The organism is Novosphingobium capsulatum NBRC 12533 (assembly GCF_001598375.1).
In the GTDB taxonomy this organism is placed as follows: Bacteria; Pseudomonadota; Alphaproteobacteria; order Sphingomonadales; family Sphingomonadaceae; genus Novosphingobium; species Novosphingobium capsulatum.
Genome location: NZ_BCYV01000004.1, coordinates 94,167 through 110,035, shown reverse-complemented (window position 1 = coordinate 110,035; position 15,869 = coordinate 94,167). Strand labels below are relative to the sequence as shown.

At 65.5% G+C, this 15,869-nt stretch carries 16 protein-coding genes; 8 read left to right on the top strand and 8 right to left on the bottom strand.

The features are described 5' to 3' along the window. Positions 1 to 7 precede the first annotated feature (7 nt). A complete protein-coding gene (tgt, locus tag SCA01S_RS01525; protein WP_022675577.1) occupies positions 8 to 1,135 on the bottom strand; it encodes a tRNA guanosine(34) transglycosylase Tgt in 1,128 nt (375 codons plus the stop codon). Between the two features lie 69 nt (positions 1,136 to 1,204). On the opposite strand from tgt, the gene SCA01S_RS01520 reads away from it, so the two are divergent. Beyond that, positions 1,205 to 2,008 (top strand): TSUP family transporter, encoded by an 804-nt coding sequence (locus tag SCA01S_RS01520; RefSeq protein WP_084390718.1) that lies wholly within the window; start codon positions 1,205 to 1,207, stop codon positions 2,006 to 2,008. On the opposite strand, the gene queA is transcribed toward SCA01S_RS01520, so the two are convergent. From queA to SCA01S_RS01495, 5 genes are all read right to left on the bottom strand, one after another. Further along, on the bottom strand, positions 2,009 to 3,037 hold the full coding sequence (queA, locus tag SCA01S_RS01515; RefSeq protein WP_062782191.1) for a tRNA preQ1(34) S-adenosylmethionine ribosyltransferase-isomerase QueA: 1,029 nt from the start codon (positions 3,035 to 3,037) through the stop codon (positions 2,009 to 2,011). It lies immediately after the preceding gene. A 178-nt stretch (positions 3,038 to 3,215) separates the two neighbouring features. Further along, positions 3,216 to 3,935 carry a peptidylprolyl isomerase gene (locus SCA01S_RS01510; RefSeq protein WP_022675574.1) on the bottom strand — a complete coding sequence of 240 codons (720 nt, stop codon included), beginning with the start codon at positions 3,933 to 3,935 and terminating at the stop codon, positions 3,216 to 3,218. A 111-nt stretch (positions 3,936 to 4,046) separates the two neighbouring features. After that, the gene (coaD, locus tag SCA01S_RS01505) at positions 4,047 to 4,559 is read right to left on the bottom strand and encodes a pantetheine-phosphate adenylyltransferase (RefSeq protein ID WP_022675573.1); all 513 of its coding nucleotides are present in this window, start codon (positions 4,557 to 4,559) and stop codon (positions 4,047 to 4,049) included. Beyond that, positions 4,559 to 5,467: a polyprenyl synthetase family protein gene (locus SCA01S_RS01500; protein ID WP_062782188.1), complete on the bottom strand. Its 909-nt coding sequence runs from the start codon at positions 5,465 to 5,467 to the stop codon at positions 4,559 to 4,561. The genes coaD and SCA01S_RS01500 overlap by 1 nt, the downstream gene beginning before the upstream one ends. A 5-nt stretch (positions 5,468 to 5,472) precedes the next feature. Further along, a complete protein-coding gene (locus SCA01S_RS01495; protein WP_028657669.1) occupies positions 5,473 to 5,718 on the bottom strand; it encodes an exodeoxyribonuclease VII small subunit in 246 nt (81 codons plus the stop codon). A 120-nt stretch (positions 5,719 to 5,838) separates the two neighbouring features. Here SCA01S_RS01495 and purL point away from each other — a divergent pair, with 120 nt between their 5' ends. Continuing rightward, positions 5,839 to 7,980: a phosphoribosylformylglycinamidine synthase subunit PurL gene (gene purL / locus SCA01S_RS01490; protein WP_062782184.1), complete on the top strand. Its 2,142-nt coding sequence runs from the start codon at positions 5,839 to 5,841 to the stop codon at positions 7,978 to 7,980. Positions 7,981 to 8,103: 123 nt separating this feature from the next. On the opposite strand, the gene SCA01S_RS01485 is transcribed toward purL, so the two are convergent. Then, positions 8,104 to 8,901: a Coq4 family protein gene (locus tag SCA01S_RS01485; RefSeq protein ID WP_062782181.1), complete on the bottom strand. Its 798-nt coding sequence runs from the start codon at positions 8,899 to 8,901 to the stop codon at positions 8,104 to 8,106. Beyond that, positions 8,901 to 9,785, bottom strand: a complete 885-nt coding sequence (gene serB, locus SCA01S_RS01480) for a phosphoserine phosphatase SerB (protein WP_028657667.1) — start codon at positions 9,783 to 9,785, stop codon at positions 8,901 to 8,903. Before serB ends, SCA01S_RS01485 begins: the two co-directional genes overlap by 1 nt. Here serB and miaA point away from each other — a divergent pair. The 6 genes from miaA (at position 9,778) to SCA01S_RS01450 (ending at position 15,761) form a co-directional block, all read left to right on the top strand. Further along, on the top strand, positions 9,778 to 10,758 hold the full coding sequence (gene miaA, locus SCA01S_RS01475; protein ID WP_062782178.1) for a tRNA (adenosine(37)-N6)-dimethylallyltransferase MiaA: 981 nt from the start codon (positions 9,778 to 9,780) through the stop codon (positions 10,756 to 10,758). The two genes, serB and miaA, sit on opposite strands and share 8 nt — an antisense overlap. Positions 10,759 to 10,923: 165 nt before the next feature. After that, positions 10,924 to 12,675, top strand: coding sequence for a biosynthetic-type acetolactate synthase large subunit (gene ilvB, locus SCA01S_RS01470; protein WP_022675566.1), 1,752 nt, complete (start codon positions 10,924 to 10,926; stop codon positions 12,673 to 12,675). A 26-nt stretch (positions 12,676 to 12,701) separates the two neighbouring features. After that, positions 12,702 to 13,217: an acetolactate synthase small subunit gene (gene ilvN / locus SCA01S_RS01465; RefSeq protein WP_171792719.1), complete on the top strand. Its 516-nt coding sequence runs from the start codon at positions 12,702 to 12,704 to the stop codon at positions 13,215 to 13,217. 103 nt (positions 13,218 to 13,320) lie between these two features. Beyond that, positions 13,321 to 14,340, top strand: a complete 1,020-nt coding sequence (gene ilvC / locus SCA01S_RS01460; protein WP_022675564.1) for a ketol-acid reductoisomerase — start codon at positions 13,321 to 13,323, stop codon at positions 14,338 to 14,340. Positions 14,341 to 14,586: 246 nt separating this feature from the next. Beyond that, entirely contained in the window at positions 14,587 to 14,985 is a 399-nt protein-coding gene (locus SCA01S_RS01455) for an I78 family peptidase inhibitor (RefSeq protein WP_084390717.1), read from the top strand. A 128-nt stretch (positions 14,986 to 15,113) separates the two neighbouring features. Next, a complete protein-coding gene (locus SCA01S_RS01450) occupies positions 15,114 to 15,761 on the top strand; it encodes a YceI family protein (protein WP_062782173.1) in 648 nt (215 codons plus the stop codon). Positions 15,762 to 15,869 lie beyond the last annotated feature (108 nt).

Sequence of the window (15,869 nt, the reverse complement as noted above, 5' to 3'; positions counted from 1 at the left end):
CGACGGCTTACTCCCGGTTGAAATAGTCCCGGCGGAAATCGGCGGCGAACGCGGTAAAACGATCTTCGGCGATCGCCGCGCGCATACCAGCCATCAGCTGCTGGTAGAACGACAGGTTGTGTTCGGTCAGCAGCATGGCGCCCAGCATTTCGCCAGCCTTGTGCAGGTGATGCAGATAGGCGCGGCTGTATTTGGCGCAGACCGGGCACGTGCAGCGCGGGTCCAGCGGGCCGGTATCTTCGGCGTGGCGGGCATTGCGCATGTTGATCGGCCCGTTCCAGGTAAAGCCCTGCCCGTTACGGCCCGATCGCGTGGGCAGCACGCAATCGAACATATCCACCCCGCGCTCCACCGCGCCGACCAGGTCATCGGGCTTGCCCACGCCCATCAGGTAGCGCGGGCGATCGGCCGGCAATTGCGACGGCGCAAAATCGAGCGTGGCGAACATCGCCTCCTGCCCCTCGCCCACCGCCAGGCCGCCGATGGCATAACCGTCAAAGCCGATATCGCGCAGGGCATCGGCACTGGCCTGGCGCAGCCCTTCATCAAGCGCGCCTTGCTGGATGCCGAACAGCGCCGAACGCGCGGCATGCTCTTCCCCGCTGTCGAAACCGGCGCGGCTGCGGCGGGCCCAGCGCATCGACATTTCCATCGAGCGGGCGATCACGTCGCGCGGCTGATCGGCACGCGGGCATTCGTCGAATGCCATCACGATGTCGGAGCCCAGCAAGCGCTGGATTTCCATCGAGCGTTCGGGCGAGAGCATGTGACGCGAGCCATCGAGGTGGCTGGCGAACGTGACGCCTTCCTCGGTGATCTTGCGCAGGTCTGACAGGCTCATCACCTGATAGCCACCGCTGTCGGTGAGGATCGGGCGATCCCAGCCCATGAACGCGTGGAGACCACCCAGCCGCGCCATGCGTTCGGCGCCGGGGCGCAGCATCAGGTGATAGGTGTTGCCCAGGATAATGTCGGCGCCGGTGCGGCGTACGTCTTCCACCTTCATTGCCTTGACCGTGGCCGCCGTGCCCACCGGCATGAACGCCGGCGTGCGGATCTCGCCCCGCTTCATCTGGATGGTGCCGGTGCGGGCCTTGCCACTGGTGGCGTGAATCTGGAACGAAAAGCGGGTCATCGGGGGCGGGCAATCATCCGGGGCAAAAGAACAGTTGCGGCCCTTAGGCGCAAACGCCAAGGCGTGCAAATGTCGCTGTTTCACCTTGCTCTTGCCGCTGCCCAGACGCCCGCGTTCACGCCGACGCCGTGGATGTATCCGGTACTGACCGCGATTGCCGTGATCACCGGCCTGGTCGATGCCATTGCCGGTGGCGGCGGGCTGATCATGATGCCCGCGCTGATCACGGTGGGCCTACCGCCGCACCTGACGCTGGGCACCAACAAGATCCAGTCGATGTGCGGCACGACGATGGCCACCTGGCGCTATCACCGCGCCGGGCTGTTCACCCTGGCCGGCAATGGCGTGCTGGTGGCCGTCACGTTTGCCGGCGCGCTGATCGGCGCACTGGTGATCCAGCATTTCAAGCCACAGGTGCTCTCGCTGATCGTGCCGGTGCTGCTGATCGGCGTGGCGCTTTACACCGTGCTTTCTCCGCGCATGGACGATGGCGACCGCCACGATCGCCTCGGCGCGCGCAAGTTCCTGCCAGTTGCGGGCGGCGTGGGCTTCTATGACGGGTTCTTCGGCCCTGGCGCCGGGCAATTCTACACCACCACCCTGGTGGCCCTGCGCGGCATGGGGCTGACCCGCGCCACCGGACTGACCAAGCTGCTCAACGTGACCAGCAACCTGGCCAGCGTGATCGTCTTTGCCCTGGGCGGCCATGTGCTGTGGCTGCTGGGCCTGTGCATGGGCGCCGGGGCGATGACCGGTGCCATCATCGGCAGCCACTTTGCCACCCGCTTTGGCGCCCGGCTGATCCGCCCGTTGCTGATCGTGGTCAGCCTGGCCCTGACCGGGCGGCTGGTGTGGCAGTGGTTTGCCGGCTGATTACGGCACCAACAGTGAACTGTCGCCGTAGCTGTAAAAGCGATAGCCGGTGGCGATGGCATGGGCATAGGCCGCCTGCATCGTGTCCAGTCCCATCAGCGCCGAAACCAGCATGAACAGCGTGGACTTGGGCAGGTGGAAATTGGTCATCAGCCCGTCGATCGCCTTGAAGCGATAGCCCGGGGTGATAAAGATCGCGGTATCCCCTTCGAACGGATGGATCGTGCGCGCGTCGTCGGCTGCGCTTTCCAGCAGGCGCAGCGAAGTGGTGCCCACCGCGATGATGCGCCCACCGGCCGCGCGTGCGGCGTTGAGCCGGGCCGCGGTTTCGGGCTCGATCCGGCCCCATTCGGCATGCATCTGGTGATCGGCGGTGTCATCGGCCTTGACCGGGAGGAACGTGCCCGCCCCCACATGCAGCGTGAGCGTTTCATGAGCGATGCCGGCGTCGGCCAGCCCCGCCATCAGCTCTGGCGTGAAATGCAGCGCGGCGGTGGGCGCGGCAACGGCCCCGTCCTTTTGCGCGAACATCGTCTGGTAATCCTGGCGATCCTGGGCGTCGGTCTCGCGCTTGCCGGCGATATAGGGCGGCAGCGGCATGCGGCCGGCCCGTTCCAGCAGCACTTCCACCGGCTCATCCCCGGGGAAGAACAGCGTCCAGCTGCCATCGGCATGGCGCGCCTCGGCCGTGGCGGAAACGCCGGCGCCGAAATCGATCACGTCATCGGCACGCAGCCGCTTGCCATTGCGGATGAAGGCCTGCCAGCGGCGCAGGTCGAGCCGCTTGTGCAGCGTGGCGCCCACCCGCGCCTCTCCCCGGCGGCCTTCGAGTTGCGCCGGAATGACGCGGGTATCGTTGAACACCAGCACATCGCCGCGGCGCAGCAGGCTGGGCAGATCGCGCACCACATGGTCGCTCAGCGGCTGCCCGCCGGCCACATGCAGCAGCTTGGCCGCATCACGCGGGCGAGCCGGGCGCAGGGCGATATTTTCGGGCGGCAGTTCGAAATCGAATAGGTCAACACGCATGGCGAGCGCGCTAGCCGCAGCCGTGGCACAGGGCAAGCACATGACGCCACCGGCTCCCCATCCTCTTTAGAGGAGGGGGTTGGGGGTGGTGGATGCGTAGCGCCAGGCTTCGCACCACCCCCGGCCCCTCCTCTAAAGAGGAGGGGAGATAAGCAGCCTAAATCGTCCCCAGGCCCGCTCAGTTGGTGCGCGACTTGCTCAGCATGTCGGGCGTGATCGCGCCGGTGGGCACGGCCGCCGGCAAGGCCGGGCGCGGCTTGTTGTCAGCCAGGATCGAGGCCTGGAGGATTTTGGTCGGGTTGCTGGGCGGCTCGCCCCGCACGATCGTGTCCACCGCATCCATCCCGCTGATCACGCGGCCAAAGTTGGTGTACTTGTGATCGAGCGCAAAGCGCGGATAGAACACGATGAAGAACTGGCTGTTGGCCGAATTGGGCTCGTTGGTGCGGGCCATCGACACAGTGCCGCGCATGTGCGGGGCATCGTTGAATTCGGCCTGAAGGTCGGGCAGCTTCGATCCGCCCTGCCCCGTGCCGGTGGGATCGCCGGTCTGCGCCATGAACCCATCGATCACGCGGTGAAAGATGATGCCGTTGTAAAAGCCTTCGCGCGTCAGCGTCTTGATGCGCTCCACATGGTGGGGCGCCCATTGCGGCATCAGGCGGATCAGCACGCGCCCGCCGTTCGACAGGTCGAGCACCAGCACGTTTTCAGGATCGTGGGCCGGATCGGTATCGACGGCATAGGTAATTTCGTGCTGCGGCACGACCTTGTCGATCTTGAACGGCTGCGCCGGGGCCTTTTCCCCACGGCTTTGCGCCATGGCCGGGCCGGACACGACCGCCGAGGCTGCCAGGGCAGCGCAGATCAGGGCCTTGGAAAACGAACGGGCGATCATCAAGCCTGCCACCTTGTTGGAATATGTGAAACGCCGATTAGGCCCGGCGCGCTGACACTGCAATGAACGATTCGGCAATAAACACGCGATCGGCGCGGCGGCATGGCGCGCTCAGTAATCCCCCAGGCGGCCGATGCTGTTTACGCGGGCCACCACATCGTCGCGCACGGTAGGGGTAACGAAGCCGGAAATGTCGCCGCCGAACAGCGCGATTTCCTTGACCAGCTTGGACGCAATCGGCTGCAGGCTGACATCGGCCATCAGAAAGACCGTCTCGATCCGGTCGTTGAGCTGCTGGTTCATCCCGGCCATCTGGTATTCGTATTCGAAATCGGCCACGGCGCGCAGGCCGCGGACGATAACGCTGGCGCCCTGCGCTTCGGCAAACTTCATCAGCAGGGCGTTGAAACCCACCACGCTGACATTGTCGATGCCCTGCTCGTCCAGTTCGCGGCGCACCATGTCCATCCGCTCTTCGGGCGTGAACATCGGGTTCTTGGACGGATTGGTGGTCACGCCCACGATCAACTGGTCCACCAGCTTGGCACCGCGACGGATGATATCGAGATGGCCCAGCGTGATCGGATCAAACGTGCCGGGATAAATGCCCACGCGCTGCGCCATCAGTGATTCCTTTCCACGATGAAGCGCGCGAGTTCGCGCAGCAGGTCTGCCTCACTGCCATGGCTGCCCAGGTGGGCGATTGCCTGGTCGACCAGGATGCGCGCCTGTTCGCGCGCGCGCTCGACACCAAGCAGCGAGACGAAGGTTTCCTTGCCGGCAACGGCATCCTTGCGCAGCGCCTTGCCGGCGGCTGCCTCGTCACCTTCGGCGTCGAGCAGATCGTCCGCGATCTGGAAAGCCAGGCCGATATCGCGGGCATAGCCGCGCAGGTGGGTGCGGCCTTCGGGCGGCAGCCGCCCCAGGATCGCGCCCATTTCCACCGCAGCGGCCAGAAGCGCGCCGGTCTTGAGCTGTTGCAGGCGGGTCACCGTGGGCAGATCGAACGTGGCGGTTTCGGCCACGATATCCATCATCTGCCCGCCGGCCATGCCATTGGTGCCGCTGTTCACGGCCAGGGTACGGATCAGTTCGACCCGCACGAACGGATCGCCGCTCATCGCGGGATCAGACAGGATCTCGAACGCGAAATCGTGCAGCGCATCGCCCGCCAGCACGGCGGTGCCATCGTCGAACGCCTTGTGCACCGTGGGTTTGCCATGGCGCAGATCATCGTTGTCCATGCACGGCAGGTCATCGTGGATCAGCGAATAGACGTGGATCGCCTCCAGCGCGGTCCCTGCCCGCACTGCCACCTGGCGATCGACGCCATACATCGCGGCCGTGGCCGTCACCAGCAGCGGGCGCAGCCGCTTGCCGCCACCGATGGTGGCATAGCGCATCGCTTGCACCAGCCGATCGCGCGGATCACCCGGCAGGGGCAGCAGCGCATCGAAGCTGGCGTCGACATCTGCCTGGATCGCGGCCAGTGCCGGCTTGAGCAGGCCAGGGCTGCCCGTGGGCGCGGTCATCGCGATCAGGCCCCGTCGAACGGCCGGGTTGCTGCCGGCCGCCCTTCGCGATCGGCCACGACCGCCTCGATTCGCGCCTGCGCGGCATCGAGCCGGGCCTGGCAATGCGTGCGCAGGGCCTCGCCCCGGGCATAGAGGTCGATCGATTCGTCGAGCGGAGCCTCGCCACTTTCCAGGCGGCGAACCACCACTTCCAGTTCCTTCAGCGCATCCTCGAAGCTGAGCGCGGCGATATCGGGTGTGCTAGCCATCGCGGCAAGCAATGGCCGCGCCGGCCGGGCCGGTCAAGCGGGGAACGCGTGGCTGTCACCGGCCTTTTGGGGTGTTCTTCCCCTAGCGCAAACGCGCGCACGCGGCTAAGGGCGCTTCCCATGTCCCAGATCACCGCTGAAATCGTCGCCGCTCACGGCCTGTCGGAAGAAGAATACGCCCGCGTGCTCGGCGCGCTGGGGCGCGAGCCCAACCTGGTCGAGCTGGGTATCTTCTCGGTCATGTGGTCAGAGCATTGCTCGTACAAGTCGAGCCGCATCCACTTGAAGAAGCTGCCGACCACAGCGCCGTGGGTGATCTGCGGCCCCGGCGAGAACGCCGGCGTGATCGACATCGGCGATGGCCAGGCCGCCATCTTCAAGATGGAAAGCCACAACCACCCCAGCTACATCGAACCCTATCAGGGCGCGGCCACCGGCGTTGGCGGCATCCTGCGCGACGTGTTCACCATGGGCGCGCGCCCGGTGGCCAACATGAATGCGCTGCGTTTCGGCCGGCCCGATCACCCCAAGATGAAGCACCTGGTCCAAGGCGTGGTGGCGGGCATCGGCGGCTATGGCAACTGCGTGGGCGTGCCCACGGTTGGCGGCGAAACCAATTTCCACAAGGCCTATGACGGCAACATCCTGGTCAACGCGATGACCGTGGGCGTGGCCGATACCGACAAGATCTTTTACTCGGCGGCCACGGGCCTGGGCAATCCCATCGTCTATGTCGGCTCCAAGACCGGACGCGACGGCATCCACGGCGCGACGATGGCCAGCGCCGATTTCGACGAGAAGAGCGATGAAAAGCGCCCGACCGTGCAGGTGGGCGATCCCTTCACCGAAAAGCTGCTGATCGAAGCCTGCCTCGAACTCATGGCCACCGACGCCATCGTCGCCATCCAGGACATGGGCGCAGCCGGCCTCACCTCCTCGTCGGTGGAAATGGCCAGCAAGGGCGGCGCCGGCATCCGCCTCAACATGAACATGGTGCCTTGCCGCGAAGAGGGCATGACGCCCTATGAAATGATGCTCTCGGAAAGCCAGGAGCGCATGCTCATGGTCTTGAAGCCCGGCAAGGAGCCGATGGCCGAGGCGATTTTCCGCAAGTGGGAGCTGGACTTTGCCGTGATCGGCGAAGTGACCGACACCGGCCACATGGTGCTGGAATGGAACGGCGAAGTCGTGTGCGACATTCCGCTCGATCCGCTGGCCGATGATGCGCCGCTCTATGATCGCCCGCACGTGCCCACGCCCAAGCCGGCTGCGCTCGAAGCCCTGCCCGAAAGCGCGGACATCGGTGCTGACCTGGTCACGCTGATCGGCAGCCCGGACCTTGCCAACCGCCGCTGGATTTTCGAGCAATACGACAGCCAGGTCGGCGCCGATACGCTGCAGAAGAGCGGCGGCGATGCGGCCGTGGTACGCGTGCACGGCACCGACAAGGCGCTGGCCATCAGCACCGACTGCACCCCGCGCTATTGCTTTGCCGATCCCTATGAAGGCGGCAAGCAGGCCGTGGCCGAGACGTTCCGCAACATCTGCGCGGTCGGCGCCACGCCGCTCGCCATCACCAACTGCCTCAACTTTGCCAACCCGCAGCGCCCGGAAATCATGGGCCAGATCGTGGGCTGCCTGGAAGGCATGGGCGATGCATGCCGCGCGCTCGATTACCCGATCGTCTCGGGCAACGTCTCGCTCTACAACGAATCCAAGGCCACTGGCGGCGGTTCGGCCATCCTGCCCACGCCGGCCATCGGCGGCGTTGGCCTGATGCTCGATCACACGCGCATGGCAACCGTGGCGTTCAAGGCAGAGGGCGAAACCGTATGGCTGCTTGGCCCCGAAGGCACCCACCTGGGCCAGTCGCTCTATCTGCGCGAAATCCTCGGCCGCGAAGAAGGCCAGGCTCCCGCGGTCGACCTCGCGCTGGAACGCCGCAACGGCGAACTGGTGCGCGAATGGATTGCCGACGGCAAGGTTACGGCAGTGCATGACGTGGCCGATGGCGGCCTGCTCGTGGCGCTCACCGAAATGGCGCTGGCCGGCAACATCGGCGTGACGCTCGATGCCCCGCTCACCACCGCGCAGGCCTTTGGCGAAGACCAGTCGCGCTATGTCGTCACCACGCCGGCTGGCGTGGTGCTTGCCGGCGCCACCAAGCTTGGCACCACCGGCGGCAAGGCAGTGGCCGGCGTGCCGCTTGCCGCCTTGCGCGAAGCGAACGAAGCCTTCTTCCGCGATTGGATGGAAGGCTAAGCCGCCCCTCCACCACCCGCTGCGCGGGTGGTCCCCCTCCCCATCGCTGTGCGACAGAGAGGACCAGATCCTCCCCCACACCGTGGGGGAGGTGGCAGCCCGCAGGGCTGTCGGAGGGGGCTTTTAACGCGCGTGCTTAAGCAGGTCGCGCGGATCGATGCCTTCGGCCTGCCACACGGCATGGGCCTGCTCATACACCACGCCGGGCACGATCCCCAGGCGTCGCCGCGCTTCTTCCAGCGGCAGCGGCAAGAGCGCGACGATCGATTGCTCCATCAGGCGCGGGCAGGATTTGCCCCGCCGCCATGCCTCGCGCACCGCGCCCAGCACCGGCGCCCGGCTGTTGAGGCGCAGATTCATCTGCAGCGCCGCCATCCAGGCGATGAACAGGTGCCCGGGCGCCGGTTGCTGCGGAAAGGTGAAGGCCAGCACGCACGCCTCGCCCAGAGCGTCGCGGCCATAGCCGGTCAGCACATGCAGCAGATCGTGCACATCGCGCAGGCGGTTCATGTACCACTGGAAGCGGTCGTTATAGCGCGGGCGATCGGCAAGGAACCGCTCCGCCTCTTCCACCAGGCCCTGCGCGGTCAGGCCCTCGGCCTCCATGAAATCGCAATAGGCCTGGGCCAGCGAGCCAGCCGGCAGCCGCCACAGCGCCGCGTGATCGTCGAGCACCGCCGGCAGCCACGGCTCGGCCAGCGCCAGGGCATGGCCCTGCGGCGTGGAAAGAAAGGCAGAGCCTGCCCTGCCCCCACCGCGCCAGGGCAAGGCGGCAAAGATGCCGAACACCTCTGCCGTGTTTTCGGTATTGTGCATCAGTCGGCGGAAATGGCGATAGGCAACCAGCGGGCGCAGGCGCGGCTTTTCCCGCGCCGGGTCAAACAGCGGCAGCGCCGCAAAGTCCCCCGCCCGTTGCTCCATCAGTCGATCACCCAATCCTCGCGCGCGATGCCAAACAACTGCAGGATCGATGTCAGGTCACCCCGGTCGATCCAGCCATCTGCGGCCTGCCGCGCCTTGGGCTTGGCATAATAGGCAATGCCGTGGGTGGCGGCCGCGATCATCGGAATATCGTTAGCGCCATCGCCGGTTGCAAGGCTGGCAGTCGCCGGGCCGAGCCGGTCCATCTCCTCGAGCAGCACGGTCTTCTTCACCCCGCTATCGACGATCCCGCCAACCAGCGCGCCGGTAAGGCGCCCGTCGGCGATCTCCAGGCGGTTGCCTACTACGCGGTCAAAGCCGAGTTGCGCTGCCACCGGATCGGCAAACGAATGGAAGCCGCCAGTGACCAGTACGGTGTGGCAGCCGCGCGATTTGAGCGTGGAAACAAGCGTGCGTGCACCGGGCATCGGGCGGATGCGTTCGTCGAGGCACTGCGTGATGGCGGTTTCCGGCAAGTCCTTGAGCAGGCCGACACGCTCGCGCAGGGCGGATTCGAAATCCAGTTCGCCCTGCATGGCGCGTTCGGTGATGGCGGCGATGCGCTCTTTCAAGCCCGCGAAATCGGCGAGTTCATCGATGCATTCGGCACTGATCATGGTCGAATCCATGTCGGACACGAACAGGCGCGGCGTTTCGATCACGCGATCCGACAGCAGGAAATCGCTGGCCGGAAAGCAGGTGTCGAGAATGCCGCGCACCGCGGCGGCATCGCCCGTCGCCACTTCGATTTCCAGGACCGATTCGCAGAAATCGAGCATGCCGGCGCCGGCCACTTCGCCGCCTGCGGCCGTGATCTGCTCCACCGCCCGTGCAAGATTGTCACCAAGCGTCGTCGGGTCTGCTATCAGACGGGCAATGAGCACTGAAACTTCCCTTTCCTGTTCCGGCCAGGACAATCACGCCACCGACAACCGGCCTCGGCTCGCGCTCATTGCAGGGCCAACCGCCAGCGGCAAGAGCGATCTTGCCGTGCGGCTGGCCCTGGCCGAGCAGGCCGCTGGCCGCGCCGCCGTGGTGATCAATGCCGATAGCGCACAGGTCTACGCCGATCTCGCCATCCTCAGCGCCCGCCCTTCACCGGCGGAAATGCAGGGCGTGCCGCACCGCCTGTTCGGCGCCTGGGACGGCCCGCAGGCCTGTTCCGCCGCCGATTGGGCGCTGGCGGCCCAGGCAGAAATCGCCACTGCGCACGCGGCTGGCGCGCTGCCGATCCTGGTCGGCGGCACCGGCCTTTATATCCGCACACTGCTTGATGGGATTGCCCCTATTCCCGCCATTGATCCCGCCATCCGGGCGGTGGTTCGCGTCCTGCCGGTAAGTGAGGCCTATGCCGCGCTGTGTCGCGAAGACCCAGCCCGCGCCGCCGCGCTCAATCCTGGCGACAGCATCCGCATCGCCCGCGCGCTGGAAGTGGTGCGCTCCACCGGCCAGCCGTTGGCCCACTGGCAGGCCCGGCGCGAGGGTGGCATTGCCAACAGCGTGACGCTGCGCCCGCTGGTGCTGCTGCCCGATCGCGCCTGGCTCTATGCCCGCTGCGACCAACGCTTTGCCGCCATGTGGGAACAGGGCGCCCAGGCCGAAGTTGCCGCGCTGCTGGCACGCCAGCTCGATCCCGATCTGCCGGTGATGCGCGCGATCGGCGTGCCCGAGATCGCGGCCTACCTGCGCGGTGAAATCAGCGCCGAATCCGCCATCGCCGCCGGCAGCCAGGCCACCCGGCGCTATGCCAAGCGGCAGTTCACCTGGGCCAAGCACCAGTTTCCCGGCGATTGGCCACGCGACACGCACGAAAATTGCCTTGACAGAACCCGGATAGCATCTTTATTTCAAAACTAGCGGGTTGACACGAATGTTTGTGTCAATTACCAAGCCGTCAATTGCTTGGCTCTTGCCAAGTGCCCGAGTAGGGAGAGACGGCCCGGCGCAGGCAACTGCAGCCGGGCCGCAATTTTTTAGGATTATGGGCCGTTCGCGCGGCCCGGCAAGCAAGGGAACAAGGTCGTGAAAAGCGAGCGCAGCGGCGCTGAAATCCTGGTCGAAAGCCTGGTCGCCAAGGGCGTCGAATTTGTGTTCGGCTATCCCGGCGGCGCGGTACTTCCGATCTATGATGCGCTGTTCGGCGATGAACGCATCCGCCACATCCTCGTCCGCCACGAAGCCGGTGCGGCTCATGCCGCCGAAGGCTATGCCCGCGCCACGGGCAAGCCCGGGGTCGTGCTGGTCACCTCGGGCCCTGGCGCGACCAATGCCGTTACCGGCATTGCCGACGCGTTCCTCGATTCGATCCCGATGGTCGTCATCACCGGCCAGGTGCCCACGGCCCTGATCGGGTCCGACGCGTTCCAGGAAGCCGATACCGTCGGCATCACGCGCCACTGCACCAAGCACAACTACCTGGTCAAAGACCCGGCAGAGCTGGCGACGATCATCGACGAGGCGTTCCGCATCGCCACCGAAGGCCGCCCCGGCCCGGTCGTGGTCGACATTCCCAAGGACGTGCAGATCGCCTCCACCCGCTGGACCGGCCAGGCGACGCAGATGCGCAATCGCTATGCCCCGCAGGTGGAAGCGCCCAGCGACGCGATTGCGCAGGCCGTGGCCATGCTCGCGACGGCCAAGGCGCCAGTGTTCTATACCGGCGGCGGGGTGATCAACTCCGGCCCGGAAGCCGCGCGTCTGCTGCAGGAACTCCAGACGCTCACCGGCGCGCCAGTCACCTCCACGCTGATGGGCCTGGGCGCGTTCCCCGCTGCGCACAAGGATTGGCTGGGCATGCTCGGCATGCACGGCACCTATGAAGCGAACATGGCGATGAACCGCGCCGATCTGGTCGTGTGCATCGGCGCGCGCTTCGATGATCGCGTCACCGGCCGGCTCGACGCATTTTCGCCCGATAGCCGCAAGATCCACATCGATATCGATCGTGCGTCGATCAACAAGACCGTCCGCGTCGATCTGCCGCTGGTGGGCGATTGCGGCCGCGTACTGCACCAGATCATCACCGGCTGGCTCGACGCCGGGCACCAGGCGCAGGATCTGACCGAATGGCATGCGCGCATCAACGGCTGGCGCGCGCGCAACAGCCTGGCCTATCCCAAGCGTACCAATGGCGAGATCATGCCCCAGCTGGCGATCGAGCGGCTCTATGAACTGACCAAGGACCGCGAGCCGATCATCAGCACCGAAGTGGGCCAGCATCAGATGTGGGCGGCGCAGCACTTCCACTTCGATCGGCCCAACAAGTGGTTGACCTCGGGTGGCCTGGGCACGATGGGCTATGGCCTGCCGGCGGCGATCGGCGCGCAGGTGGGCTGCCCCGATGCGCTGGTGATCGATATTGCCGGCGATGCCTCCATCCAGATGAATATCCAGGAGTTGGGCACTGCCACGCAGTTCCGCCTGCCGGTCAAGGTCTTCATCCTCAACAACGAATGGATGGGGATGGTCCGCCAGTGGCAGGAATTGACATATGAAAGCCGCTATTCCAGCTCCTATTCCGATGCCCTTCCCGATTTCGTGAAGCTGGCAGAGGCCTATGGCTGGAAGGGCATCCAGATCGACACGCTCGATCAGCTGGACGACGGCATCCGCGCGATGATCGATCATCCCGGCCCGGTGATTGTCGATTGCCGCGTCACCAAGGAAGCCAACTGCTTCCCGATGATCCCCTCGGGCGCAGCGCATACCGACATGATCCTCTACGGCGACGAAGTGGCCGGCACGATGGATGATGAAGCCAAGGCCCTGGTCTGAAGCCCGATTTGAAGATTGATCCGATGATGAAAATCAAAGCAGAGGCGCAGGAGCGCCACGTCCTGACCATCACGGTCGACAACGAGGCGGGCATCCTGGCCAAGATCGCCGGGCTGTTCACCGCGCGCGGCTACAATATCGACAGCCTGACGGTGGCCGACATCACCGACGAGCACGACGTCAGCCGCATCACCATCGTGACCCACGGGCCGCCGGCGGTGATCGACCAGATCCATGCCCAGCTCGAACGCCTGGTGCCGGTGCACAAGGTGACCGACCTGACCGAGGTTGGCCCTTATGTCGCGCGCGAACTGGCGCTGATCAAGGTGGCCGGCAAGGGCGAAAACCGCGTGGAGGCCCTGCGCCTTGCCGAGGTGTTTCGCGCCAACGTGGTCGACACCACCACCTCCAGCTTCATTTTCGAACTGACCGGCGCGCCCGACAAGATCGATACCTTCGTCAGCCTGATGAAGGAACTGGGCCTTGTCGAAGTGGGCCGCACCGGCATCGTCGGCATGATCCGCGGCGCCGAGGCCGCCTGACCCTTTTTCCATCGCTGTTTGCACAAACCCTGCGTCCACCACTGCGCTAATTCGGCCTGAGGGATGCCCGTTGCGGCAGGACGACCAACCAAGGACGAGTACCATGAAGGTTTACTACGACGCCGATTGCGATCTCAATCTGATCACCGGCAAGAAGATCGCCATCCTGGGCTATGGCAGCCAGGGCCATGCCCACGCGCAGAACCTGCGCGATTCGGGCATCAAGGAAGTGGCCATTGCCCTGCGTCCCGGTTCGGCCAGCGCCGCCAAGGCCGAAGCCGCCGGCTTCAAGGTTCTGCCCAACGCCGAAGCCGCCGCCTGGGCCGACATCCTGATGATCCTGGCGCCCGACGAGCACCAGGCTGCCATCTATGCCGACGACATCCACGCCAACCTGCGCCCCGGCGCGGCGCTGGCCTTTGCCCACGGCCTCAACGTGCACTTCGGCCTGATCGAACCGCGCGCCGACGTGGACGTGATCATGGTTGCGCCCAAGGGCCCGGGCCACACCGTGCGCGGTGAATACGTCAAGGGCGGCGGCGTGCCGTGCCTGGTGGCCATCCACCAGAACGCCACCGGCAATGCCCACGACATCGCCCTGGCCTATGCCTCGGGCGTGGGCGGCGGCCGTTCGGGCATCATCGAAACCAACTTCAAGGAAGAGTGCGAAACCGACCTCTTCGGCGAACAGGCCGTGCTGTGCGGCGGCGTGACCCACCTGATCCAGGCCGGTTTCGAAACGCTGGTCGAAGCCGGCTATGCCCCGGAAATGGCCTATTTCGAATGCCTCCACGAAACCAAGCTGATCGTCGACCTGCTCTATGAAGGCGGCATCGCCAACATGCGCTACTCGATCTCGAACACTGCCGAATATGGTGACATCGTCACCGGTCCGCGTATCATCACCGCCGAAACCAAGGCGGAAATGAAGCGCGTTCTGGCCGACATCCAGTCGGGCCGCTTCGTCAAGAACTTCGTGCTCGACAACCGCGCTGGCCAGCCCGAACTCAAGGCTGCCCGCAAGGCCGCTGCCGCGCACCCGATCGAAAAGACCGGCGCCCAGCTGCGCGCGATGATGCCCTGGATCGGCGCCAACAAGCTGGTCGACCAATCCAAGAACTGATCGCGCAAAGACCTGCGCCACCGCGCCTTGCCTTGGCAAGTGCGGTGGCGCGGCCTTCCGGCAAAGGGGCCGGCCCGTTTGGCGGGCTGGCCCTTTTTCGTGCGCCCCCTCGCTCTACCGAGCGGTCCACCGGCTCGACGAACTGCATGGCAAAATCGTAAAAATGCATTCATAGCCATTTTGGACCTATTGGTTCGCCCATCGCTTTCCAGTCCTGCCCACCACCAGAAACTGATCGAGTCGCCGATGCCTTCGCTGCCCCATCTTGCCTCGGCCTGTGCCGCGCTATGCCTGCTCGGGGCGTGCCAGGCCCCGGTGCCAAAGCCCACGCCGACGCCCGATGGCGCCGGAGTGCCGGTGGCGCCTCCCACCGCTACAGGTCCAGTGGCAGATGCCTCTGACAGCAGCGATGCAGCGGTCGATCCCGATACCCTGCCCGCGATCAATTGCGGCGAAGGCCGCATGGCCAAGCTGATGAACATGCCGGAATCCGAAGAAGCCCATGCCGCCGTGATTGCGGCCGTGGGCCATCGCCACATCCGCTGGGTCCATCCCGGCGATGCCGTGACGATGGATTACCAGCCCGGCCGGCTCAACGTCATCGTCGACGAACACGGCCAGATCGCCGCCACCCGCTGCGGCTGATCGCCCGCCCCTGCAACAGGGACCATAGCCGCTTTGCTCGCTTGCCACTCGCCCATGCGTTTGGCACCTTTCCCTCTGGGCGACGGCGTGCCTGGCTGCGCAACGGCCGCGCCCAAGGGAGACATCACATGATCACCGTTCGTACCGCGTTCACGCTGGCCGCCCCACTGGCCCTGGCCCTGGCCGCCACGCCGATGATTGCCCAGGCCCCTGCCGTTCCCGGCCAGCCGGACAAGGCCCGCGTCACGGCCGGCAACTATGCCGCCGATCCCAATCATTCGCTCGTGGCCTGGAGTGTCAACCACCTCGGCTTCAACGATTATTTCGGGCTGTTTGGTGATGTTTCGGCCAAGCTCACGCTCGATCCAGCCAATCTTTCCGCTGCCAAGGTGACCGCGACTATCCCCGTCAGCAAGGTGCTCACCGCCAATGCCGGTCTCAATGCGCACCTGCTGCGCCCCGGCACCGAGGGCAAGAAGCCCGATTTCTTTGGCCCCAATCCGGCCGATGCCACCTTCACATCCACCAGTGTGACACCTGGCGCCGATGGCACCAGCGCCACCATCGCAGGCAATCTCACGCTCAATGGCGTGACCACGCCGGTTTCCATCGCCGCCAGGTTCATCGGCGCCGGCAAAGGCTGGGGCAAGGAAACAGTCGGTTTTGAAGGGACCACCACGCTCAAGCGTTCAGACTTTGGCGTGAATGGCGCGCTGCCGCTGGTGTCTGACGAGGTAAAACTCAACATCACCATCGCGTTCGAAAAGACCGCCTGACCTCTGCCTGACTGACCAGCAACCCCGCAACGGCATGCCGCTGCGGGGTTTGTTGCGCCCGGCATTTGATCTGGACAAAGCTGGCGCAAGGCACCATAGGCATGGCCG